Annotated in this window: 15 protein-coding genes and 1 other annotated feature; of the genes, 9 read left to right on the plus strand and 6 right to left on the minus strand. The window is 41.2% G+C overall.

Annotated features, from left to right (window positions below; all coding sequences use genetic code 11):
* Nucleotides 1-62 precede the first annotated feature (62 nt).
* Nucleotides 63-1847, minus strand: a complete 1785-nt coding sequence (gene glgB / locus AB5123_RS01145) for a 1,4-alpha-glucan branching protein GlgB (RefSeq protein WP_278339808.1) — start codon at nt 1845-1847, stop codon at nt 63-65.
* Between the two features lie 187 nt (nt 1848-2034).
* On the opposite strand from glgB, the gene AB5123_RS01150 reads away from it, so the two are divergent.
* Entirely contained in the window at nt 2035-2595 is a 561-nt protein-coding gene (locus tag AB5123_RS01150) for a TetR/AcrR family transcriptional regulator C-terminal domain-containing protein (RefSeq protein WP_022288290.1), read from the plus strand.
* Between the two features lie 117 nt (nt 2596-2712).
* Here AB5123_RS01150 and AB5123_RS01155 read toward each other — a convergent pair whose 3' ends face one another.
* From AB5123_RS01155 to galT, 3 genes are all read right to left on the minus strand, one after another.
* Entirely contained in the window at nt 2713-5232 is a 2520-nt protein-coding gene (locus AB5123_RS01155; protein WP_368364457.1) for a YfhO family protein, read from the minus strand.
* Entirely contained in the window at nt 5219-6031 is an 813-nt protein-coding gene (locus tag AB5123_RS01160; protein ID WP_368364458.1) for a PIG-L family deacetylase, read from the minus strand. The genes AB5123_RS01155 and AB5123_RS01160 overlap by 14 nt, the downstream gene beginning before the upstream one ends.
* 62 nt (nt 6032-6093) lie before the next feature.
* Nucleotides 6094-7599 carry a UDP-glucose--hexose-1-phosphate uridylyltransferase gene (galT, locus tag AB5123_RS01165; RefSeq protein ID WP_347503148.1) on the minus strand — a complete coding sequence of 502 codons (1506 nt, stop codon included), beginning with the start codon at nt 7597-7599 and terminating at the stop codon, nt 6094-6096.
* 287 nt (nt 7600-7886) lie between these two features.
* Nucleotides 7887-8120 (plus strand) — a binding site (T-box leader).
* Nucleotides 8121-8208: 88 nt separating this feature from the next.
* On the opposite strand from galT, the gene AB5123_RS01170 reads away from it, so the two are divergent.
* Nucleotides 8209-9879: a 2-isopropylmalate synthase gene (locus AB5123_RS01170; RefSeq protein WP_368364459.1), complete on the plus strand. Its 1671-nt coding sequence runs from the start codon at nt 8209-8211 to the stop codon at nt 9877-9879.
* A 169-nt stretch (nt 9880-10048) separates the two neighbouring features.
* On the opposite strand, the gene ppk1 is transcribed toward AB5123_RS01170, so the two are convergent.
* Together ppk1 and AB5123_RS01180 are read right to left on the minus strand one after the other, a co-directional pair.
* Entirely contained in the window at nt 10049-12190 is a 2142-nt protein-coding gene (gene ppk1, locus AB5123_RS01175) for a polyphosphate kinase 1 (protein ID WP_368364460.1), read from the minus strand.
* Between the two features lie 167 nt (nt 12191-12357).
* Nucleotides 12358-12639, minus strand: a complete 282-nt coding sequence (locus tag AB5123_RS01180) for a hypothetical protein (protein WP_041337252.1) — start codon at nt 12637-12639, stop codon at nt 12358-12360.
* Nucleotides 12640-12856: 217 nt separating this feature from the next.
* Between AB5123_RS01180 and AB5123_RS01185 the strand changes: the two genes are divergently transcribed.
* The 7 genes from AB5123_RS01185 (at nt 12857) to AB5123_RS01215 (ending at nt 23998) form a co-directional block, all read left to right on the plus strand.
* Nucleotides 12857-14452 (plus strand): DUF6056 family protein, encoded by a 1596-nt coding sequence (locus tag AB5123_RS01185; RefSeq protein ID WP_368364461.1) that lies wholly within the window; start codon nt 12857-12859, stop codon nt 14450-14452.
* A gap of 131 nt (nt 14453-14583) precedes the next feature.
* Entirely contained in the window at nt 14584-15027 is a 444-nt protein-coding gene (locus AB5123_RS01190) for a MarR family transcriptional regulator (protein ID WP_022288297.1), read from the plus strand.
* Between the two features lie 9 nt (nt 15028-15036).
* Complete coding sequence (locus tag AB5123_RS01195) at nt 15037-15231, plus strand: DUF6472 family protein (RefSeq protein ID WP_022288298.1); 195 nt, start codon at nt 15037-15039, stop codon at nt 15229-15231.
* A 516-nt stretch (nt 15232-15747) separates the two neighbouring features.
* Nucleotides 15748-15984 (plus strand): hypothetical protein, encoded by a 237-nt coding sequence (locus tag AB5123_RS01200; protein WP_117891675.1) that lies wholly within the window; start codon nt 15748-15750, stop codon nt 15982-15984.
* Nucleotides 15971-16573, plus strand: coding sequence for a signal peptidase I (gene lepB / locus AB5123_RS01205; RefSeq protein ID WP_022288300.1), 603 nt, complete (start codon nt 15971-15973; stop codon nt 16571-16573). The genes AB5123_RS01200 and lepB overlap by 14 nt, the downstream gene beginning before the upstream one ends.
* A gap of 44 nt (nt 16574-16617) precedes the next feature.
* On the plus strand, nt 16618-22383 hold the full coding sequence (locus tag AB5123_RS01210; RefSeq protein WP_368364462.1) for a Cna B-type domain-containing protein: 5766 nt from the start codon (nt 16618-16620) through the stop codon (nt 22381-22383).
* Nucleotides 22384-22411: 28 nt separating this feature from the next.
* On the plus strand, nt 22412-23998 hold the full coding sequence (locus AB5123_RS01215) for an isopeptide-forming domain-containing fimbrial protein (protein ID WP_368364463.1): 1587 nt from the start codon (nt 22412-22414) through the stop codon (nt 23996-23998).
* Nucleotides 23999-24038 lie beyond the last annotated feature (40 nt).

Here is a 24038-nt window from a genome sequence, read left to right on the forward strand (position 1 = left end):
CATATTATAACGCATATTTCGCCATTTTGCAATAGTATTTTATGATTTTTAATATTTTTTTCTCATTCTGTGGTAATTATAACGCTGCTGAGAGGTGCAAGTCTGAGTGGCAGCTTATAGTTTGTGGTATAAAGACCGCTGTTTATGCAGTTTGATCCACTATAAATATCACGGTCAGAGTTGAGAAGCTCTTTGTAGGCTCCGTTTTGCTCGACCTTCAGGCTATAGTTCTGATAGCTTCCGGAAAAATTGAAAACCATATAAAGCGTCTTGCCGGAAGGGTCGCTTCTGCGGTAGGCATAAATGCACTGATTTTTGTTGTCTGCGTCTATCCAGCGGAAAGATGTGGAATTATAGTCGGACTTATACAGCGCAGGCTGTTCAAGATAAAGCTTGTGGAGTGCTTTCACATACTCGTGTAATGAATCGTGTATAGGATATGTGAGCAAATTCCAGCCAAGCTCTTTTTCATCACGCCATTCAAGATATTCGCCAAGCTCGTTGCCCATGAAGTTGAGTTTCTTGCCAGGGTGAGTGAACTGGAAAGTATACAGTGCTCTTATGGTAGCAAACTGCTCCTGCTGACTGCCGAACACCTTATCCACCATGGTTTTCTTGCCGTGAACTACCTCGTCGTGGGAGTAAGGAAGAATGAAAAGGTCATTATAGAAATAACTCATGGAGAAAGTCATTTTATTGTGATGATTTCTGCGTTCAAAAGGCGGAGTCTTTATATAATTGATGGTATCATTCATGAAGCCCAGATCCCATTTATAGTCAAAGCCAAGTCCGCCGAACTCAACAGGGGCAGTTACCTTTGTGTAGTTTGTGGAATCTTCTGCGAAAAGCATAACGTCAGGGTGCATTTTCTGAATGGTGTAATTAGTGTTCTTCAAGAACCATATACCGCTGTCGTTCACAGCGTCATCAGTATTGCCGTGACGATAGATAAGGTTTGCAACTGCGTCATATCTCAATCCATCAACATGATATTTTTCTATCCAGAAATTAACTGAGGATTTTACAAAGCTAAGCACATGAGGCTTTGTGTAGTCAAACAGGGCAGTACCCCACTCGGAGTATCTGTCATACTCATTGTCGCTTTCAAAGAGGAAGCTTCCGTCATATATGTGCAGGGCATAGAAATCACGGACAAAATGTACGGGTACAAAGTCCAGAATAATGCCGATATTTTCCGCATGACAAGCGTCTATGAACTTCATAAGCCCTCTAGGGTCGCCGTAACGGCTGGTTGCGGAGAAATATCCCGACACCTGATAGCCCCATGAGCCGTCATAAGGATATTCCGTCAGTGGCAGAAGCTCGATATGGGTATAGCCCATTTCCTTTACATAAGGTATGAGCAGGTCTATCATTTCTTCATAGGTGTAAAAGCGGTCGGTTTCTTCTTTTCCCTCTTTTATGCGCCACGAGCCGAAATGCACCTCATATATGTTCATAGGCTTTTCATAGCATTTGTCACGCTTTGAGAGCCATTCATCATCATTCCAGCTATAGCTGTCAATATCATACACCACAGACGCATTTTTCGGTCTTACCTCGCTGTACACCGCAAAAGGGTCTGAGCGGTAGTGCTTTTCAAGAGTAGGCGTTGTGATAACATACTGATAAATGTCACCCTCTTTTGCAGGGCGTTCAACGCTCCATACCCCACGTTCATCACATTCCATAGGGATAATATCTCCATTCAGGCAAAGCTCTACCTTCCTTGCATGGGGCGCATAGGTGGAAAATCTTATGCCGTTCTCTATTTTTACTGCCCCCAGGGCTTCATACGCTCTACAGCTTTGACCATTTATAAATTCTGTGATGATATTGTTTTTCATGCCGTTTCCCCCTGTGAAAAATATGATAATGATAAAATATTTATAAAAAGTTATTGAAATTTCATAAATTTATGATATAATAAAAGTTGGCGCGAATTGTCTGCTTTTTTGACATTAATCCAGCTTAGTCTGATTTTTCCTCAAAAAAGACCTTTTGTCGTTATGAATCTGAAAGGAATGTAGTTAAATGTCAAGCTCTGCGATAACCAAAAGTGCTTTGTGTGATTCACTGAAAAAACTCTGCGAGCAAAAACCCTTTGATAAAATATCCATATCCGATATAACAGGTGAGTGCGGTCTTAACCGCCAGTCTTTTTATTACCATTTTCAGGATAAATATGAGCTTTTGAGCTATATATATCTTCACGAGCTTTTCGCTGACATCACCAAAGGCGTAAACTACGACAACTGGTATGAGCGTCTTGAAGGATTTCTCGTAAATATGCTCAAAGACAAGCGCTTTTACTCAAACACGCTAAAAAGCAACGAAAAGATATTCGAGCATTATCTTTTCAGAAGTATGCACAAGCTGTTCATCAGATTTTTCTATCACGCTGTTGCTATAACCAGAAAGCGTTCCGATAAGGCGAAATTCTTTGCCGATTTTTATTCTCATGGATATTGCGGAATAATAATAGATTGGGCAACGGGCGGAATGAGAGAAACTCCACATGACGTAATGTTGAAAATGCGTGAGCTTGCATACGAAAATGTTACCATTGGTGAGGGATTCAGACAGAACCTTTGACAAAAGTCACACAATCACTCTGTTATTTTATCATATTTTATGTAATAAGTGAATAGACAAACCTAAACATACGACAAAAAAAGCGACAGATCCAGATTTCTGTCGCTTTTATTTTTTCTACTTTGAAGCTTTTGATTTTCTTCTGTCAATAATAACGCTTGCTATGAATATGAGCAAGCCTGCCCCTGAGAGAACTATGCCCTTGTGGAGCAACGGTGCGGTAAAGGTTATCTTTATGCTGTGGCTGCCCTTTGGTATCTTGAAGCCAAGGAATGCAGTGTCGGTCTTTTCACACTGTACCTCTTTGCCGTCGATCTCGGCGGTGAAGCCGTCGGTGTACGGAATGGAAATGGTGAAATAGCCGTCATTTTTAACGTCTATAGTGCCGTTTATCACATCTCCGTGAGAGGTCTTCTTGTCTATCATGAACGGGTCAACGTCACGCACAAGGCTGTCTTTGTCGATGACATAACAGCGAACGTTGGTTATCTCATACTTGCCGTCAGAGAAATTCACCTTAACGCTGTCTGCACTATAGTCCTGACCTGTGGTTATGACATATTCAAAACGTCTGTTATTATTGTAATACTTCCAATCAGGTGCAGTGAGCTTGTTTTTATTGCCGTTTATGGACACCCAAGCGTCCTTTCTGCCACCCTTTATATCGTTGTTCACATTGAAAGATACAAACATTATCTCGTTGTTTGTGAGCGTTTCGGGAAGCGTTATCTCCTGAGTGAAAGGCTCTTTGGCGTCAATGGTGTATTTTCCCCATTCACGCTTTATCTGGTCGCACTCTGTAAAGTTGATGGAGCGTACTTTTTTGATATCAGATGAAAATGACTTTTCCGTCTTATCCTCAACTATTATATTATTGAAAAGAGCTTCCACTGAGTAAGGATAATTCAGGGAATTATATTCTTTTCTGCCGATAAGAGCATTGGTAGCATATCCAAAAGGCAGAACGTCATTGTTTTCATAAAGTGAAAGGCTTCCGCTTTCTTTTATCTTCTTGTAGCCTGACACTGCCTTTGCGGGGTCGTCAGTGATAAGATATCTGTTTGAAAAATACATATCAGCAATAAGGCTTCGTGTCTGAGTGGTCAGGGAAGTGTTGCGGTATGAATTTTCGTTGTATATCTCGCTGTAATAAAATTTGTTGTAATCTTTATTGTGCAGTGAGGAATATATTGACATGGTGTAATAATCTGCATTATATATCATGTTCACTGTGTTCACTTCGTCAACGCAGTTTGAAGTCCTCGATATCTCCTCTTGCGAGCCGACATAATCTGCAAGCGTATTCATATCACTGCTGTTATCATATTCAAGCTCACTTAAAGGCACAAGCTTGTCTGCAAAGTTTGCATATACTGTGGATACCACGAGGCAAAGGGACATTCCTATATTAAGTATGAACTCTTTTTTGCAACGTCTGTATACAAACAGGCTCGACATAAGCACCAAAAAGTCAAGGATAATATAAAACTCTATTTTTTTGGTGGTCTTGAACCAGAAAACTCCTGCCAATGCAACTAAAAGGGTTATCACTGCAAGTGGTTTAAGTTTTAGCTTTCCTCTTATTATATCAAAACAGGTGTGTCCGAAAAGGAGCATACCAAGAGGAAGGAAAGGTATAAGAACTTTCGGGTCAACATACAGTGTGCCGTTTAACATATAGACTATTATAGGGCAGGTGGCTATTACCATCATAACGATCCCGAGAAATCTTCTATAGCGTTGTTTTGAGAACACTGCAGATATTATGCTAAGCACTGTGAAAAGGCAAAGCCCCATTGAGTAGTGATAATAGAGCAGAAATTTCAAGTTTACGCCTGGTATGAACGACTTGAGATCAACATGGCTGTTGCCTGCCTCTCTGCCTGAGAGCATACAGTGCAGTGTCGGCAGGATAAGCACGCACGCCATTATCACTGCTAGGATAAGCCTGAAAGCGAATGCTGTTCCGTCTTTGCAGAACTTCTTGAAAGTTGGCTTTTCATTTATTTTCAGCCAGCGGTAAACACCATACACTGCCATTGCCGCAAGACCCGACACTGCAAAGAAATAGCTTGTCATGAGCATCAAAAATGCCCAAAGCGTCACCATGTATTTTCTCTTGCCCTCAAAATAATCCTCGATAGCCATAAAACCTAAAAGCAGGAAAGGCATATAATTCACGAACATTATGTGCCTGTGACTGTGGAAGATAAGGGGCGCTGAAAAGAGAAACACAAAGCTCAGTGCAAACGCTGTGTTGTCTGTGAATTTCTGCCGCATCCATATATAGAATATCCACAGGCTTGCTATAATGCCTATTATGGATACTATCTGTATATAGGTGGACATTTTCACAAAGGGCAGAAGATAAGAAAAAAGTATTATAGGCGAATAAAGTCCATAATATGACAGATTATAGATGTTCTCACCACAACCTATGTTCGGGGCAAAGGAGGGAAAAAAGTCCCCTGTTTTGTAAAAGAGCTTTCTGAAATAATCAGGGATAGCATAGTGCTGTCCGCCCCAATCAAGCTCAGAGCCATAGGCGAACTTGAATCTTGTCAATGCAAGCACAAAGAGAAGATATATCCCTGTAAGCACACACAGATGTATTATATTTTTCTTACTGAGCTTCATTCACAGCCACTCCCAGCGCAGTTGCAGTTTGTTTTTTCATTTCAGGGTGTTCGCTGTAGCGTTTATACAGCGTCCAATCCTCATAATAAGCCATATGCCACAGCTTGTCTACAGTTTTCTTTTGAGAGGTATACATATCCGCAAGCTTTTTCTTGAACTCGTATCTCTCTTTTGATATCTTTGGCAAAGTGTTGCCCACCACCTTCAGACGGCTAGCCTTGTAATACTTGCCAAAGCAGTAAAGGTCGCACTGGATATCGTTCTTATCGTATATCTCAGTGACGTAATTATGCACGTTTACATGGTGGATATGACCATATTCGCCTTTTTGATTATGCACAGCTATAAGCTTCCAATCCTTGCAGGTCATTATCTTTTCAAGGTCAGATTCGATACCGTCCTTAACAAGCGCCCAATCATCACGCTTACCCCTGACTTTATCAGGATATTCAAGCATTATACACTCGTTGCCCGAGGCAGTCACCACGTCCTTGAACTCCTGAGAACGCACCTTATTTCTTCCGTTTGTTACACACACAACAAGATAGCCTTTATCATAAAGATGTCCTCCGCCCCAAAGCACTTCGTCATCAGGGTGAGCCGCTATCATAAGCTTATCAGCCTTTGATGACGAAGCAAGCTGTAACTGTATGGCGGATATAGGTGCAACGTCATAAGCCTGATTGATCGTATCTCTTATATGCCTTTTGTAGCCTAAAAACCACAGTGTGCCTATAAAAAGGACTATTGCCAGAATTATTGCTGTTTCCTTTATATGCCGTCTTGTAAATCTGAGCATAAAAATGCCCGCACCCTTGCAGGATCTTTCCTGCGAGATACGGGCGTTCACCTCTTTCTTTATTACTTGTTGTTCACATAGTCTATAAATCTTTCAAATGCAGCTTTTCCGTCTTTGTTTCTCTTATAAACGCCTGCATGTTCAAGCACCTTTGCGAACACGATGCCTATTTCTTTCTGTAATACCTCGTGAACGTTCTCGGCTGTTATATTGTTTTTCTTTGATATCTCCTCAGCCCAGTCAGCGTGCTTTTCTATCAGCTTGTCACGGCGTACACCCTCTGTTCCCTCTGTGACCAGAACCTGAGCAAGCTTCTCCATTTCGCCTTTAAGTCTTGACGGAAGCACTGCAAGACCCATTACTTCGATAAGACCGATATTTTCTTTCTTTATATGATGAAGCTCCTGATGCGGGTGATAAACGCCAAGAGGATATTCCTCGGTGGTGATGTTGTTTCTAAGCACAAGGTCAAGCTCATATCTGCCGTTTCTCATTCTTGCGATAGGGGTGATAGTGTTGTGCGGCTCGCCCTCTGTTTCAGCGTAAATGAACGCTTCTTCGTCGGTGTAGCCTCTCCAAGCTTTGAGTATCTTGTCAGCAAGGTCAACGAGAGCGTTTTTGTCCTCACTGTTTATTCTGATAACTGACATAGGCCATTTAACGATACCTGCGTCAACGTTCTCAAAGCCCTTGAAAACTATCTTTTCTTCAACATGGGCTTTCGCCATTGCAAAAGTATAATGACCGCCCTGAAAATGTTCGTGCGAAAGGATAGATCCGCCAACGATAGGCAGGTCAGCGTTTGAACCTATGAAATAGTGCGGAAACTGTCTGACAAAGTCAAAAAGCTTCTCAAATGCCGAACGGTCTATTACCATAGGAGTATGCTTCTTATTGAAAAGGATGCAATGCTCGTTGTAATAAACATATGGGGAATACTGAAGTCCCCAGTCTGTGCCGTTTATTTTAAGGGATATAACACGGTGGTTCTGTCTTGCAGGGGAGTTCACTCGTCCTGCATATCCCACGTTCTCATAGCACAGCAGGCACTTAGGATATCCCGACTGCTTTGCAAGCTTTGCCGCCGCAATGGCTTTCGGGTCTTTTTCAGGCTTGGAAAGATTGATAGTTATATCAAGGTCGCCGTACTCTGTTGGAGCTATCCAGCGCATATCTTTCTTCACTCTGTATCTTCTTATGTAGTCCGTGTCCTGCGAAAGCTTGTAGAAATAGTCAGTTGCGACCTTTGCAGACTGGTGGTTGTAAAGTCCCCAGAACTTTGTGTCTATCTCTGACGGTCTTGGAGTAAGAAGCCCCATGAGTTTTGTGTCGAAAAGATCTCTGTATACAATAGAATTTTCCGTAAGGCCCTTTTCCACAGCGTAATCGAGAAGCTCTTTGAGAGTGCTTTCAAGATCAACGTTAGAAAACTCCTCCGCAGGCTCGTCATATTCCTCAAGGTCAAGGGCTTCAAGAAGCCTGTTTGTGGTATAAACTCTGTCGCTCTCCTCAATAAGTCCGCTTTCCAGACCATATGTTACAAGCTTTTTAATGCTTTCAAATATCATGTTATAGATCCCCTTTTGTACAAAAGTATGAGGGGAAACCCCCTCAGCCAGCATCTATTATTATAGACCATTGCTTATTCTTTGTCAACCGACAGATAGGCTAATTAAGATACTTTTAAGCATTTGAAAAGCGTAATAAGAATATTTTAAGATTATTTTGCAGGGGACGCCAGCTACTACATTTAACGTCAGGGAAAACGATTTAGCATTGAATATTAACAAATTGTTAAATCAGCAATTGTCCTATTGACAAAAGCGGGAAGTATGGGTATAATAAAAGCAATATGACAAAGGCGTTGACAGGAACAAAAGCAAAGTTCTGACATTACAGAGAGCCGTCGGTGGGTGCAAGACGGTATGCGGAATTTGTGATAACTCGTCCCCGAGCCTGAACGGTGAAATCTTATTAGCCGCTCACGGGTTCTCCCGTTATAGAGATACGCATTGATAGATGCGGCTGAGATATGCGGTGTGAGCCGTATATGAATGAGAGTGGTAACACGGCAAAGCTCGTCTCTCCTTTTTGGTAGGAGTGGCGATTTTTTTATGCCCTTTTCCACATCACTATCAAAATAATTATCGGCTTTATATTTATAAGGAGGATCTGACATGAAAAACGTAGAAAAGTATGAGAGAGGCTATTATATGCCTCCTGTAAAGTGCATGAAGTGGGCTGAAAAAGAGTATGTTGACCATGCACCAGCATGGTGTTCTGTTGACCTGAGAGACGGAAATCAGGCTCTTATCATTCCTATGAGCCTTGAAGAAAAGCTGGAGTTTTTCACAAAGCTCGTTGAGATAGGTTTTAAGGAGATAGAGATAGGCTTCCCAGCCGCCTCTGAAACAGAGTATGAGTTCTGCCGTACACTTATTGAGAAGAACATGATACCTGATGATGTTACTATTCAGGTGCTCACACAGTCAAGAGAGCATATCATAAAGAAAACATTTGAAGCTATCGACGGTGCAAAGAACGCTGTTGTCCACCTTTATAACTCAACATCTGTTGCACAGAGAGAGCAGGTTTTCCGAAAGTCTAAGGAAGAGATAATCAAGATAGCTACAGACGGTGCAAAGCTCTGTAACGAGTATAAGAAGCACGCAAAGGGCAATATCGTATTCGAGTATTCTCCTGAGAGCTTCACAGGCACAGAGCCTGAGTTTGCAAGAGATATCTGCAACGCTGTTATCGACATCTGGCAGCCTGCACCTGATAACAAGGTCATCATCAACCTGCCTGTAACAGTTGAAATGTCAATGCCTCATGTTTATGCTCAGCAGGTAGAGTATATGTGCGACACTCTTCACAACAGAGAGAACGTTATAGTTTCACTTCACCCACATAATGACAGAGGCTGTGCAGTGGCAGACTGCGAAATGGGTCTGCTTGCAGGTGCTGACAGAATAGAGGGTACTTGTTTCGGCAATGGTGAGAGAACAGGCAATGCCGATATCGTTACTATCGCACTTAATATGTACACTCACGGAGTTGACCCTAAGCTGGACTTCTCAGATATGCCTGCACTGGTAGAGCTTTACGAGAGAGTTACAAGAATGAAGGTTTATGACAGAAGCCCATATTCAGGCGCACTTGTATTCGCTGCATTCTCAGGCTCGCATCAGGACGCTATCGCAAAGGGCATGAACTGGAGAAAAGAAAAGAGCTGTGACAAGTGGACAGTTCCTTATCTGCCTATCGACCCACATGATGTTGGAAGAGAGTATGACGGTGACGTTATCAGAATAAACTCGCAATCAGGCAAGGGAGGAATTGGCTTTATCCTCCAAAATCAGTTTGGCTACGATCTTCCAAAGAAGATGAGAGAGGACTTTGGCTATAAGGTAAAGGCTGTTTCAGACCACAAGCACAAAGAGCTTATGCCTGATGAGGTCTACAAGATATTCAAGGACGAGTACCTCAACAAGTGCGCACCTGTTGACATTCCTGAAGCACACTATGTTCAGAAGCAGAACGGCACTATCTGTGCCGCTATCACAGCTTCAGTAAACGGCGTAACAAACGATCATACAGCAGAGGGCAACGGACGTCTTGACGCTGTGGCAAATGCTATCAAGCAGGCTTTGAACTTTGATTTTACCGTAGAAACATACACAGAACACGCTCTTGAAAGAAAGTCAACATCTGAGGCTGTTTCGTATGTTGGAATTTCCTGCGGTGATAAGATGTATTGGGGCGTCGGCAGACACTCAGATATCATCGTATCTTCTATCAAGGGTCTTGTTTCAGCTATCAACAACGCTTTTGTTGCTAATAAGTAATAAATTTTATTCTATCTTAAATTCAGCTAAAATAAACGGGCGAACGCTGTTCGCCCCTACATGATAATGAAAATGCGTTATTTGTGTAGGGGCGACCTTGGGTCGCCCGTTATATTTTGTTCTGATACAAAAAAATGCAGTCACATCACTATGACCGCATTTTATATAATTACTTTTTTCTTCTGAAAAGCCTTTTTAGCCAGCCTAAAAAGCCCTTTTTCTCCTTTTCAGGCTCGACAGCCTTGGCATCATTAACAGGAGCAGGCTTTGGTGCATTGGCGTATGCTTCAGCGTAAAATCTGCTTTGTGCGTCAATGGCGATATCTCCACGCTCTGCACGGACATATTTTCCGTCAGGCTGCATTATCCTTGCTTTTACGTTGTCCTGCATCTGGGTGTCAAAAATATCGAGGACACGTTTTTTTACTTCTTCACTGAGGATAGGTGCGGCGACCTCAACTCGCCTTGTGGTGTTTCTTGTCATATAGTCTGCGCTGGATATGTATACCTTTTTGCGAACACCTGTGCCGAAAATATATATCCTTGCGTGTTCAAGATATCTGCCCACTATTGAGCGTATCTGCACATTGTCAGTAACGCCCTCCACGCCTGCCACAAGGCAGGATATACCTCTTATAACAAGCTCTACCTTCACGCCTGCCTGAGAACATTCTATTATCTTGTCCATAAGCACCTTATCAGTAAGAGAATTGAGCTTTGCGGCAACATATCCCTCACCGCCTGCTCTTGCAATGCTTATCTCATTATCCATAAGCTCCACTACCTTATTTTGCAGACAGTGTGGAGCGACCATTAGTGCCTTAGAGTTTTCCACAAGTTCGCCCATTGAAAGCGTTCTGAACACCTCGCAGGCGTCCTGAGCAATGTCATTGTTTGATGTCATAAGGCAAAGGTCGGTGTAAAGTCCTGCGGTCTTTTCGTTGTAGTTTCCTGTGCCTACCTGAACGGTATACTTAACGCTGTCGCCAACTTTTCTTGTAATAAGACAAAGCTTTGAATGGACTTTAAGTCCCTGCGGACCATACATTACATGACAGCCTGACTCCTCGAGAAGCTTTGACCACCCTATATTGTTTTCCTCATCAAAACGTGCCCTCAGCTCCACAAGCACAAGCACGTCCTTGCCATTTTCTGCGGCGTTGCACAACGCCTTTATGACCTTGGAGTTCTTCGCCACACGATACAAAGTCATCTTGATAGATGTAACGCTATCGTCCTTTGCCGCCTCGTCAAGAAGCCTGATAAAAGGCTTTATGGACTCATAAGGATAGTGCAGAAAAAGATCCTTTTCGTCTATCTGCTCTATCATTGACCTTGACGGGTCTATCATCGCAGAGGGCTGAGGCTCCTGCTTCGGGAAGAAAAGCTCTTTTCTGTCTGCCACCTTGTCAAACACAGCGAACACATAGGACATATCAAGGGGAGTTTTCTCCACAAAGACTTGCTTTTCTGAAAGCTCCAACCTTGAAAGCAGTTCGTTCAGCACAGTGTCGGATATTTGCTTTGAAAGCTGTAATCTCACAGGACAAAGGCGTTTACGCTTGTTGATAAGCTCAGACATATTTTGTCTGAAATCAAGTTCCGAGTCAAAGCCCTCGTCAACGTCGATATCGGCGTTTCGTGTCACTCTCATAAGAGCCTTTTCTTCTATTTTATAGCCCTCAAATGCCTTGTCAGCATAATGTAGAATAAGCTCTTCCACCAGTATGTAGCTTATGCACCCTTCGTCAGCAGGAAGAAAGATCACACGCTGGAATTTCTCGTTACAGCTAACTATACCCACTGTGACGGCAGATTTTGAAGCGAGTTTTGCGACCGCATAAATACTTTGATTTGCAAGAAACGGGAAAGGGTGTCTTTTATCGATAATAAAGGCATTAAGAAACGGCTTGACCTCATAGGCATAATAGGCTTCAAGAAATTTCTTATCCTGTTCAGTGAGAGCCTTTATGTTTTTATGTACTATATTTTTTAGCTCCAGTTCCTCGCAGATAGCTTTGTATGTCTTATCTTTTATTGGTATAAGCTCATGAACACGCTTAAATATTGCAGAAAGCTGTTCAGATGGACGCATTTTGGACTTGTTGTCTTTATGATCGTCGTCCACAAGCGAGGAATCATAGAGCGAGCCCACACGCACCCTAAAAAACTCGTCAAGATTGCTTGCAAATATCGACTGAAAAAGCAATCTTTCAAGAAGCGGTGTAGCACTGTCCTGAGCTTCTTCAAGAACTCTCTCGTTAAATTTAAGCCATGATAACTCTCTGTTATCGTAGACCTTGTTATTCATATTCTTATTTCTCCTAACTCCTATCGTAAGAAAGGCATCTTATATCATACTGTATTATTATACCGCCAAACGAATATGATGTCAATGCAGGTGCCGTAAAAAGCTTGTAAAATCGCCATAAAACAAAAAAACTCCCGCCCGAAGGCAGGAGCAGATCGTCTTGAAGATCAGATCCCGATATATTCCTTAGCGGTCTGGCATATATTTGCACAGTTATTCGCAAGGACGCTGTTGTCTTGTGGCAGATTCGGCAACATGATAAGCCAAAAAAGAATGAACACCATTATAAGCATAAGCGTAGCACCAGTCAAAAGTATCAAAGCGGCTGAACGCTTTGATTTCAGTGTTGTATGTACGTCGCTGCATACTTTTTCGGCGGGCTGTGCATTTTCTTTTTCCTCGTTAGAAATACGTTTTTCTTGCTCTTTTTTACACTCAGTACACAACATATACTTTAAACCTCCATAATCTATTTTTACTTCATTAACTATTATACCACATTCTTACCGTCTTGTGTTAAGCTGGCAGCTATAATTTACAAAATTTTGACTGAACTTTTTGTTAATATGTAAATAGATAAAGCTATATTCCAAAAATATACCTTTGCAAGCTTGAAAAAGCCGTGCGATCATGATATAATAAATAAAAAAACACAGGGGATATTATATGCTCAAAAATAAAAAATTACTTTTTATATATGTATGTGTATTTGCATACATATTGTTCTTAACTGCAAATTGCGGATTTATTACAGATGACTACCACTTTCTTTTCGTTTGGAAAGATTTTGAACCACAGATAAATGATAAACCTATCAATGGTCTTAGTGACATGTTGCTGTCCATGAAAAATTACTACAACTATAGCGGCGGCAGAATAATCGCACACTTTGTGGCTTTTGTTTTCATAAATATAAACAAATGGTTCTTTAATATTATTAATTCCATAGTTTTCGTTTGTCTTGGCATTCTTATAAGGAAACTGGTCTATGACCGTCAAAAAGGAATACCACTGGCACAGGTCATCATATATTTTTCCATGCTTTTATTTCTGCCATCATTTGGTGACACAGTTCTGTGGATATCAGGATCCGTAAACTATCTGTGGACATCTGCGTTGCTGCTGTATACCGTATACTTTTGTAAAAAGCATCTTGATGACAGCAATAGGATATATTATATTGCTATGCCCATTCTGTTTTTCATAAGCTCAGCAACAAATGAAACAACTGGCGGGATACTGCTGGTATGGCTAACGATACACCTTATCACCATAAGACATAAGCCTGATCTGAAGATAGTATTGAGCTGCATTACTTCTGTCTTAGGTATCATGCTTGTGATCTTAGCACCTGGTAATCACAACAGGGCAGCTTTAGTAGAACAAACAGATGTCTATAATATCAAATCATTTTTGACATTGTTAAAGAATTATTTGGGCTGGTTTTTAAATGACTACAAGATCATAATTGTAGCTTTTATGATCTCTGTAATAATACTCTATACCTGTAATAAGAAAAATACTATTATAACGTCCCTGCCATATTGTTTTGCAGGACTTGCAGGGCTGTCTGCATTGACCTTGACAGGTTTCTTTTCCATGCGTCCGACCTTCTTTGCAGTTCTTTTTATACTTGTTGGAACTCTAAAAGCAGCTTTTGATATAGGTTCAATAAAACAGGAGAAACTATCCAACCGAACTATCCAAAGATTGATCATTATGTTTATCTGTGCATTCGTTGTAGTAATTATATACAATTTTTCATATGCCTTACTATATCTATTAGGCACAGCACAAGTCATATACACCTATATCCCAATATTACTTTGTGCCACTTGCTTTATACTCCCACACATCAAATTTAGAGATCAAGACATTATCCCACATTATAAAGCTGATTCACTAAAAGAAAAATTACAAAAGTTATTTAAAGCAAAAAGCAAAATAATGTGCACATCTATGATAATTATAATTTCGTCATTACTGGTTTATAATGCTTATGATTATTACATCACAATGTCTGACGGCAAAGACTTTTTGTATGAACGATATGAAAACTATATAAACAATGGAGATCAGAATGTTGAGGATACGATGCCATATGACAATAGATATGTCCCTAACGAAATGTTTGTAAGCGGTGATTACTGCTGCAAATGGATAACTGAATGTTACAAGTATAATATTCAGAAACACGAATTATATGGGTATTATAGCATTATCAAAAACGATCAAGCTTCTGCCCTGCGTCAAAGCCCCTAAAAGAATCACTTAACAAAATCAAATATTGATATAATTCTGCTATTGACAAATGAGAAACATATGATATAATTACTGTGTGTGGAAAAATAATCGACCTACGCTCATATGCGTGTTATGTGGAGGAAGTAAAAATGGTAGACAATGTACGTCGTGAATGTATCATGTCAATGTATGAGATATACCCTCTCAGCAGAAAATTGGTATTTGATACGTTTGATAAGAAAAAGTATGATATAACAAGAACTCAGCAGATAATAATGCTGTCACTATGTATTGAGGGAACGCTCACAATGTCACAGCTTGCAAGCAAGATAAACACTTCTAATGAGCAGGCAACAAGGGCTGTGGCACAGCTTGTTGACAAGGGCTTTGTTATCAGAATGCAAAACCCCGATAACCGCAGAGTTATCAACATCAGGCTCACTGACGAAGCTATGCGCTTTATGGAAAAGATGAAAAACGAGATACTTGATGATATACTTGGTAAATTTTCCAGCGTTTCAGATAGTGATATGAAAAAAATGAAGGACGCACTTGTATTTATAAATAGTATACTTAAAAAGGTGCTTAAATAGGAGGCTGTTATGACAAAGGCGAAGAAAATAGTCAGCCGTTGCGAAAGCTGTGTGAATTACGTTTTTGATGAGGATTGTGAATGTTACTGCTGCATGGTCGATCTTGACGAGGACGAAGCATACAGATCAATGAGCGACAGCGAATATAGCTGTCCTTATTACAGGCTTGATGATGAATATGCTGTTGTGAGAAAGCAAAATTGATGATAGATCGGTGAATACATGAAATTTGCCGATTTTTCTTGCTTTGTTGAATGTGTAAAGTTCAAAAGCTTGTCGACGCAGCCATGTAAAGCTTGTTTGCTTTGCAGTGAACATTTGTCGTTAAATAAGGATCGATCTGGGGCTGAATTAATATTTGGCTAATGATAGAAAGTTATTTATCAAAGTTTACAAAATATTAATAAATACAACATTAGTATACAATGTTAAAATATTGACTATGCAGGCTGCTATAATCAAAATAGGAAAGATTTTTTGGGGGAAAGTTGCAATTAGCGTAAAAACGCAGGTTTCATATTGTTTCATGTTCAAGGCTAATAAATATGCCGTTTTATCATCTGCCGGCACTATGAAAATGATAAATCAATATCGTGTAAACTATCAGTATATTTATATGTAATAAAATACAAATATGATATATTGTGGGATTGACAAATGGAAAATCAAGTGATATAATACTTGTAATTATATAGGTATATTGCGTCGGAGGTGAGGCTTTTGAAGGATAAGGCGCTTGAAAAATTGTCGAAAAATGAGCTGCTTGAGTTAATGCTTTATCTGCGAAAAGAATATGATAAGCTTAACGCAGAGAATGAAAAGCTTCTTCAAAAGCTCGAAGATAAAAAAAGTATCACTGACCGACTTGACAGGCTGGAGCGGCAGGTAGCTGCACTGACAGGTCACAAGGTGGTTGTTGAGCAGCCGGTAGTGGAGGAAGATCATGGCGGCAGATAGCAAGAACGAGGTGTTAAAAAAACCTGAGCTTCCTGATGTCCAGACACTTGAGCGGGTGGTAAAAAAGCATCATGAAAGGCGGGAATATCTGAGGATACTCCGCAGCACTGTGGCGTCGCTTCTTGTTGTGGCAGCGGCAGCAGTGATTATATCAATGTTATTTTTGCCTGTTTTGAGAGTAACGGGTACAAGTATGACGCCGACTTTGCATGACGACGAGCTGGTGGTGTGCAGAAAGCGTGGAAGCTTTCAGAAGGGCGATATAGTTGCGTTTTATTATAATAATAAGATACTGTTGAAACGTGTTATCGCTACAGCAGGAGATGTGGTGGATATCAAGGAGGACGGTACTGTTATCGTCAACGGAAAAACCTTGAATGAGCCGTATGTTGACGGCAAAGCTCTGGGAGAATGTGATATCGAGTTGCCTTATCAGGTGCCTGACGAGAGAATATTCGTTATGGGCGACCACAGATCTACGTCTGTTGACAGCCGTACAAAGAGGATAGGCTGTATTGCTGAGGAAGCAGTACTTGGAAAGGTCTCACTGAGGATATATCCTTTTAAAAGGATAGGCACAGTGGACTAGCGTTTATTATAAATAGTGTATAATTTCGGAGGGAGTGATCCGTTTTGCAGAATTTTAACGGTAAAGTTCGGCAATATCTAAAAGAAAATGAAAGGAAAAAACGCAGCCGCTTGTTCGGTGTGGTGCTGTCTGTAGTTATGACAGTATCAGTGCTGGCAAGTCTTGTTATGCCTGCAATAAGTGCCACTGAGGGTACTTCCGTGGCAGGTGGAGATGTTTCCTATAACGGCGGAAGCTATTCTTATAAGGATGCGAATAGCGTCACGATAAAATCCTATGATGCGGTCGGTTCAGGAAAAGACCAATCTAAAAAGATCGAATTCAATGTGGAATTTGATTTTGACAAGGGCGAAATGACCAATAGGTATATTTATTTCCCTATCGACGATAATGTTAGCCTGCCCGAGGGCGGTATACCGTCAGACGGAACCTGGGGCGATGTCGAGGATACTCACTTCGATGAAGGACATGGAATTTCAGGTAAGTACAGAGTCGACGAGATAGATGGAAAGAAGTATCTTTTTATTGAGTTTGATGAGCGATATCAACATAAAAATGAGAAGGACGCTATAAGCGGTAAGGCAAGCTTTGAGGGTAATGTAAAGCGTAAGGATACAGATACAGGTGATAAGACCACTGTTGAGATAGGCGGTCAGACGGTTGAAATAGACGGTTTTACTCCGCTCACTATGTCTGCCATAAAGGACGCAAGCGAAACTGCTGACGGAGTTAGGTGGACTATCACAGTGGACAATCCTGCAAAGAAGCCTCTTGACAGGATCGAGGACGAGCTTTTTAAGGATGCCGTTGACGGAAGCTTCACTGTTTCACCTGAGGGTGCAGGAAGCTATGACGCGTCAAGCGGAAAGTTTGTTTTCAGCGATGGATTCAGCGAAGAAAATGTTACCATAAGCTACACGACCCCATATCCTACAAGCGACCCGAATTTCGTTATGTCAGGTAAGGTGGAAAACAAATCCACCACATATGATAAAGACGGAAATGGAGTAAAAGCAGATAAAACTATTTATTCTGAGTCAAAGAAGGATAAGATCTCAAAAACAGGCAAGAATGTTGACTACGACAATAACGAAGTCACATGGGAAATTGTTGTAAGCAACCCTAGCGGTGCAGACCTCAAGGGCTATCACCTTTATGATGAAGCATTCCCTGATGCAAAGCCAGGAAGCTTTGCACTTAAAGCTGATGATGGTTCAGATGTAAAGTACACACTTAATGGAAACACGCTTACGTTTGACGATAAAACAACAGCGTCAAAAATTACTATCGAGTATGTGACAGCTATCGATCCTGACAAGGCGGAAACTACAAATACAGTTAAAATGCAAAGACCTGATAAAAGCCAACCATGGTCTGATATCACATCAAGTGAAACTGTTTATAATAGGTATCAGATATCAAAAAGTGGTTGGATAGATAATAACACGTTAGGTATACTCAAATGGGAAGTAACTGTTAAATGTAATGACAAAAATTCTACCCTTAAAGGCAAGACAATAACTGATAATATGCTTAAAGCAGGACAGATTGTCAGCATAAAGGTTGGAAATGATACCTTTGATGCAACAGTTGCAAGTGACGGTGAGCTTGTTTTGCCTGACAGAATAGGTGACAATAACGAGGTAGTTATTTCCTATGAAACAAAGGTTGCTGACTATGATCTTGGCGACCCTGACAGCAATGGAAATTATGCAGTGAAAAATACTGCAGGAATTGACGGATTCCATTCTGACAAGACAGTTTACTATAAACCTGTAAACGAGAAGTCAAAAACAGTTCTTGACATTTCTCAGGACGGAAGCAGTGTTACATATAAGTGGCAGGTAGAGGTCAAGCAGACAAACGGTTCCTTTAGGGGCAAGACTATAAGCGATATAATGAACGCTACGTCAAATGATGGTAAGTCAATAAAGAGCGTTCTTGACACTGATTCCATTATCATGTATGTTCAGAGAAATGGAACAGGAAGCTATGAACCGCTTGACAGTTCAAATTACACTGTAGTATCTAATGCCGACAACACTTCGTTTGAGATAAAGTTCAATGATAGTGAAGAATTTGACAATATAAACCTTGTGCAGATAAAGTATAGCAGTACCATAGATGTAACAGGTCTTGACGAAGGTACTATTATAAATGTAAATAACAAGGCTACTTATAAAGGTGAAACATTTGAGCCTAGTGCAGATAAGACTAAGTTTACTATAGGCGACAGCTCCAAAGCGCCTTATGAAAAGTATGACGCTGCAAGCAGTGTAGCAGGCGACACAGTGCATGATCTTAGCAGCCTGCCTGTTGTTACTGTAAATGGTGTTGAGTATTACAGGTTTGATTGGCGGCTTGATGTCAATAAGGACGGCACTTATGAGTATGAGGAAGATGTCGAGATCGTGGATACTTTGCCATCTGGCATGATCTTATATGAGAATAATGATTATCTGAAATATTCAACTGGCGGCAGTTCTTCAACCAATCAGCTTACGACGACTCCTTGGTATCAGTTTAGATATTCCTATGATAAGGGTACAAATAAGATAAACCTAGTAAAAACCGGATATAGCACTACGTATTGGACGTTCTATTACAGCACTCTTGTAAAGGTTGATGATGTTAAGAATGGTGTTTACAAGAATGGTACTGCAGCGTTCAAAAACACAGTCCAGGATAAAGCTGGAAAATATCCGGAGAGAAGCCAGACGCAGACAGTTAAGGAAAAGAACTTGAAGAAAACTTCTTCTCCGAAGTCCACCGGCTGTGAGATAACTTATACCATTGATGTTAACCCTAAAAAGCTCAAATGCTCAACAAACGGAATGATAACTCTCAACGATGTTATCAAGTGCGGAGGCACAGCTGTAGTTAAGACAAAGGACGCTCAGGGTAACATTCAGACAAAAACGGTAAGCATAAATGGCAATTCCGCTGTTGACATGGATCTGAAGTCTATCAAGGTATTTGACGCAGATACAGGTGCAGAGCTTGCTGTGAGTGATTACAGTTATGTGATATCAGATCCGGAGGCAGTTGACAACACAGTTTCTTGCAGTGCAGATGTTATTACCAACGAAAAGGGCAAGTTTATCGCTAACTTTATTCCAAGTGAAAGTATTGTTGGCGCTAAGGGTACTATTGATCTGACTTTGCCTGAAGGCTACGAAACCGGAAATATAAAGAGTTACTATGTGGCTTATGGCTATATGGACGGCAACAGCTTCAAAGAAGTAAAAGCCTTTGCCAACAAGAGAAGCGAGTGGTTAGATTTTGGCTCAAGCATATCCGTCCCTGTGGAAGAGGTTTCTTCTGAGAAGGCGGGCGGTGTTTTCAGAGTCGAATATGAATACAGGGATAGCAGCGGCTTTTCAAGCACTGAGGTCAGCAATGAAAAAATGCTTTCGGCGGTAAAGTGTTCCGCACTGACAGCAAAGACACAAGATTTTGTAAAGAAACTTGAAATAAACGTTCCAGATCAGCGTCACCTGAAATTAGTTTACGTTTATACAGGAAGTCCTGCAAATGATGAGGACGCTGAGAACGATGGCTATAAAGTCCATGTGTTCAATAATATATCATTTGACACAAACGGCTCTGCTGTAAATGACAGTGAAGATAATGATTCCGAGTTTGAGTTGATAAATCAGTCAAAGGCGTCATCAACAACTGTTGAGCCATTTAAGCTTATGAAGGTAGACAGCGGAGACTATAGTATTATGCTTAAGGCTTCTTTTGAGATCTACAGATACACTAAGCTGGAAAATGGCACATACGATTGGCTCCCGGCAGTAGATTTCAAAGAAAATGCTGCGAAGGACAGAAGATCAGTTATCTGGGGAAATTCGGCGCAGGATAAGGCGCAGACATTCAATGTAAATTCTGACGGGTCATACAACCTTGACCTTGAACCTGCCGCAGGCATCGGAAATACTGAGGGCCATCTTTATAAGCTTATAGAAAAGCAAAGTCCAGAGGGTTATCTTCTTGACGAAACTCCTATATATTTTGCTTTTAAAGTGCGTCCGGCTGTAGTTCCAAGTGAAGTCGGTGAGGACGGATATCAGTTCGTGAAGAACGGAGATATGTTCAGAGTAACAAATCTGCTAAAAGAGTTTAAGATAACTGCAAGCAAGGTTTGGAGCGATGGAAACGGCAATCACTCGGCAGAGAGCGTAAAGTTCCTTCTTGGCTCGTCTACAACTAAGGTTTTAAGCGGTGTTCCAGATGATATTCAGTGGGGCAGTGCTGAGGTAACTCTTAACGAAGCTAACAATTGGAAACATGAGTGGACAAAGCTTCCTGGATATACGAAGGTCGGCAATGATTACAAGCAGCTTTACTACTATATCAAAGAGATCGATCTTGCAACAGGATATGAGGCTGTATACAGTGCAACGGCAATGAGCAAAAACACTGATGTTACAGTTACGAACGTCAAGGGACTTAACATTACGAAGGAATGGCGTGATGAGCTTGGAAACAAGCTTGCTGACAGCGAGCTTCCTGCTGGTATCGACAAGATCGAGGCAGATGTTTATGAGTCCTCTGTTGCACCAAATTCAACTTCAAGAGTGAATGGAGATAACGGAATACCAACAGATTGCAAACTTATAAAAACTGTTTCTCTGGAAAAGTCTAAGAATTGGACGGTAACTCTTGACGGTCTTGACAAGGACAAGTATTACTATGTTCTTGAAAAGAATATACCTGACGGCTTTGGCGTTACGTATACTTATTCAAATAACGGCAGTGCCACGGGCTTTGATACGATCGTCAATACCAAGAACCCGCAGAAGGTAGAAAATATGGATGTTCGCCTGCAAAAGGCATGGTCTGACGGCGATAGCAATACCCATACCAATGATAAGGTAACGTTCAATATCTATAGGTCAACAAATAAGGCTGATGTGCCTGAAAAATATAACAAGTTTACAGGCACAATGGATAAGGGACAGAATGTTAAATTCAAGATCCTTACAAGCAATGGAACAGAAATGGCTCAGAACGGAAGCTTCGCCTCTGAGTATGCCATGTATGGCTCGGCTAAGTTCAGCTTCACCCTTAATAACGCATGGCTCGAAAGGGGCGATATGAAATATTCCGGAGTAAGGCTTATCAATTCGTCTGGCGATGTTCTTGCTGAGTTCTACAGAGATAAGGATGTTTGGGACGGTGACAAAAATCAGAGTGTTGCGTCATGGAGCGCTTCAAGTAAGTATATAAGTGTGTCTGTTGCTGATCTTTATAATTCCAGCAAGTTCACAGTTGACCTCAGCGGTATTACTTCCGATGTTACAGTTGAGCTTACAGCAAAGGTCAATGATGATAGCAGTTGCTCTTATGAGGTAACAGCTAATGATCTTGGCACACCTGAGAAGACGAACGTTACACCTGTTCCTAGTAAAGATGCGACACCTAGCGGTGAAGTATTCTTGTGGAAGCAGATAACGCTCACGGCTGATAACAACTGGTCAAATGCCGTTTCTCTTGAAAAAAATGACATCAAGGGTAGTAAGTATTACTATTGGTTTGAGGAGACAGACGTGAACGGTCAGCCGATAATCACATCGTCATACAAAGCTTACTACAGATACAATGGCTCAGAAAATGAGAATTGCATTGATATGACAAAGAACGGTGATCAGTATGTTCAGGTCTATAACAACTCTGAGGAAACCTTGGGAGAGCTGCCTGAAACAGGCGGCATGGGTGTTATCCCATTCGTGGCAGCAGGCGGAACAGTCACTGTTGCTGCAACATTACTTTTAGTTACAAAGCGTCGCAAAAAAACGCTGTAAATAAACCAATATTAAAGGATAATTAATTATGAAGATGAAGAAATTCGCAGCTCTTGCTGCTGCAACAGTTATGTCAGTTTCAGCTATTGCTGCAACATCAGCATTCGGAGTATTTGCTACTACTGATGCTGGCGTTAATAACATTGTTATCAAGGATTCTGATACAAACAGAGTATATAAGGCTTATCAGATCTTTGATCAGGCATCTGCAACAAATACTATCAAGTGGGGCAAAGGCATTAATGGCGATGCTCTGCTTACCAGCCTGAAAACTGCTGGTCTTAGCACTTATATGTCTCAGTTTGACAGTGCCGAGAGCGCAGTAGACGTTGCAAAGATAATATCAGATGCAGATCATTGGACAAAGGAAGATACTGCAAAGTTTGCAAAAGCCGCTTCTGCCTGCATCATCGACAATAAGTCTGTAACCGCCTATGAAGATAACGGTGAGTACACTATTCCACTTCCAAATGCTGGCTATTATCTCGTTGTCGATGCAACAGAAAATAATGGTGTTGATAAGGCTAACTCAGCTCTTATCCTTAACGTTTCAGGCACAACAAACGTTACTCCAAAGAAGACGAAGCCAACACTTACAAAGCAGATCAAGCACAATGAGAATGACTCATGGGGCGATGTTGGTGACAACGCAATTGGTGACGATGTAGAATTCAAGATCACAACAACTATACCAAGCGATGTATCAGCTTATGACAAGTATACATACACAGTTCGTGACCAGCTCAGCGAGGGTTTTACATTTAATGATAATCTTACATACAAGTACTATGACGCTGACGGTCAGGAGATCACTTCTGTTACAGTAGGTCCTAACACAACAGTTGGCGACGACAGCAGTACGACCGACTATAAGGAGTCTTTCTATGTTACTTTCGATATCAAGGAACTTGTAAAGAACTATCCTACAGTTGCTAAGATCGAAACTTATTATTCTGCTAAGCTCAATGAAAAAGCTAAGGTAGCAGTTACTGCTCCTGACAGCGTGAACAATAACCCTAACACAGCTTACCTGACATATTCAAACAATCCTCAGGACACAACAGGTAAGGAGAAAGGTGAAACACCTAAGGTTACAGTTTATGACTGGACATTCTCACTTGTTGGTAACAAGGTAGACGAAAAGGGCGAGCCTCTTGCAGGTGCTAAGTTCCAGCTTAGAAATGTTCATGGCGATGCTATCAGACTTGTCAAGATAGCTGACAATGTTTACAGACTTGAGATCGGCAGTGAGGCAGGCTCTGTTGATTATATCGAAACAGACGCAACAGGTAAGTTTACTATCAAGGGCATTGATGATCAGACAACTTACAAGCTTGTTGAGACAGAAGCTCCTGCTCAGTATAACAGAGCTGATCCATATGAGTTCAAGTTTGACACAACATATGATCCTGCTAATACACTTCAGTCCATTCGTATGCTCGACGGCACTGATTCAGGCACAAGCGGTTCAACAGTTAAGATCATAAACCAGAAGGGCGGCTCACTTCCAACAACTGGCGGTATCGGTACTCAGATCTTCTACGGTGTAGGCGGAGCTATCGTACTGGGCGCAGGTGTGCTTCTCATTGCTAAGAAGAGAGCTAAGAACGACTAATTTTTGAATTTATTTTTACCTTTGTCCTGCCGATCTCGGT

Origin of the sequence: Ruminococcus sp. RTP21204st1_B2_RTP21204_210225, from assembly GCF_040914135.1 — a bacterium.
Taxonomy (GTDB): domain Bacteria; phylum Bacillota; class Clostridia; order Oscillospirales; family Ruminococcaceae; genus Hominimerdicola; species Hominimerdicola aceti.

Bases quoted from the DNA above. Each gene is read 5' to 3' on its own strand.
- AB5123_RS01150 (WP_022288290.1), top strand. From the start codon at position 2,035: ATGTCAAGCTCTGCGATAACCAAAAGTGCTTTGTGTGATTCACTGAAA.
- ppk1 (WP_368364460.1), bottom strand. From the start codon at position 12,190: ATGAATAACAAGGTCTACGATAACAGAGAGTTATCATGGCTTAAATTT.
- AB5123_RS01185 (WP_368364461.1), top strand. From the start codon at position 12,857: ATGCTCAAAAATAAAAAATTACTTTTTATATATGTATGTGTATTTGCA.
- AB5123_RS01190 (WP_022288297.1), top strand. From the start codon at position 14,584: ATGGTAGACAATGTACGTCGTGAATGTATCATGTCAATGTATGAGATA.
- glgB (WP_278339808.1), bottom strand. From the start codon at position 1,847: ATGAAAAACAATATCATCACAGAATTTATAAATGGTCAAAGCTGTAGA.
- lepB (WP_022288300.1), top strand. From the start codon at position 15,971: ATGGCGGCAGATAGCAAGAACGAGGTGTTAAAAAAACCTGAGCTTCCT.
- AB5123_RS01155 (WP_368364457.1), bottom strand. From the start codon at position 5,232: ATGAAGCTCAGTAAGAAAAATATAATACATCTGTGTGTGCTTACAGGG.
- galT (WP_347503148.1), bottom strand. From the start codon at position 7,599: ATGATATTTGAAAGCATTAAAAAGCTTGTAACATATGGTCTGGAAAGC.
- AB5123_RS01195 (WP_022288298.1), top strand. From the start codon at position 15,037: ATGACAAAGGCGAAGAAAATAGTCAGCCGTTGCGAAAGCTGTGTGAAT.
- AB5123_RS01215 (WP_368364463.1), top strand. From the start codon at position 22,412: ATGAAGATGAAGAAATTCGCAGCTCTTGCTGCTGCAACAGTTATGTCA.
- AB5123_RS01170 (WP_368364459.1), top strand. From the start codon at position 8,209: ATGAAAAACGTAGAAAAGTATGAGAGAGGCTATTATATGCCTCCTGTA.
- AB5123_RS01160 (WP_368364458.1), bottom strand. From the start codon at position 6,031: ATGCTCAGATTTACAAGACGGCATATAAAGGAAACAGCAATAATTCTG.
- AB5123_RS01180 (WP_041337252.1), bottom strand. From the start codon at position 12,639: ATGTTGTGTACTGAGTGTAAAAAAGAGCAAGAAAAACGTATTTCTAAC.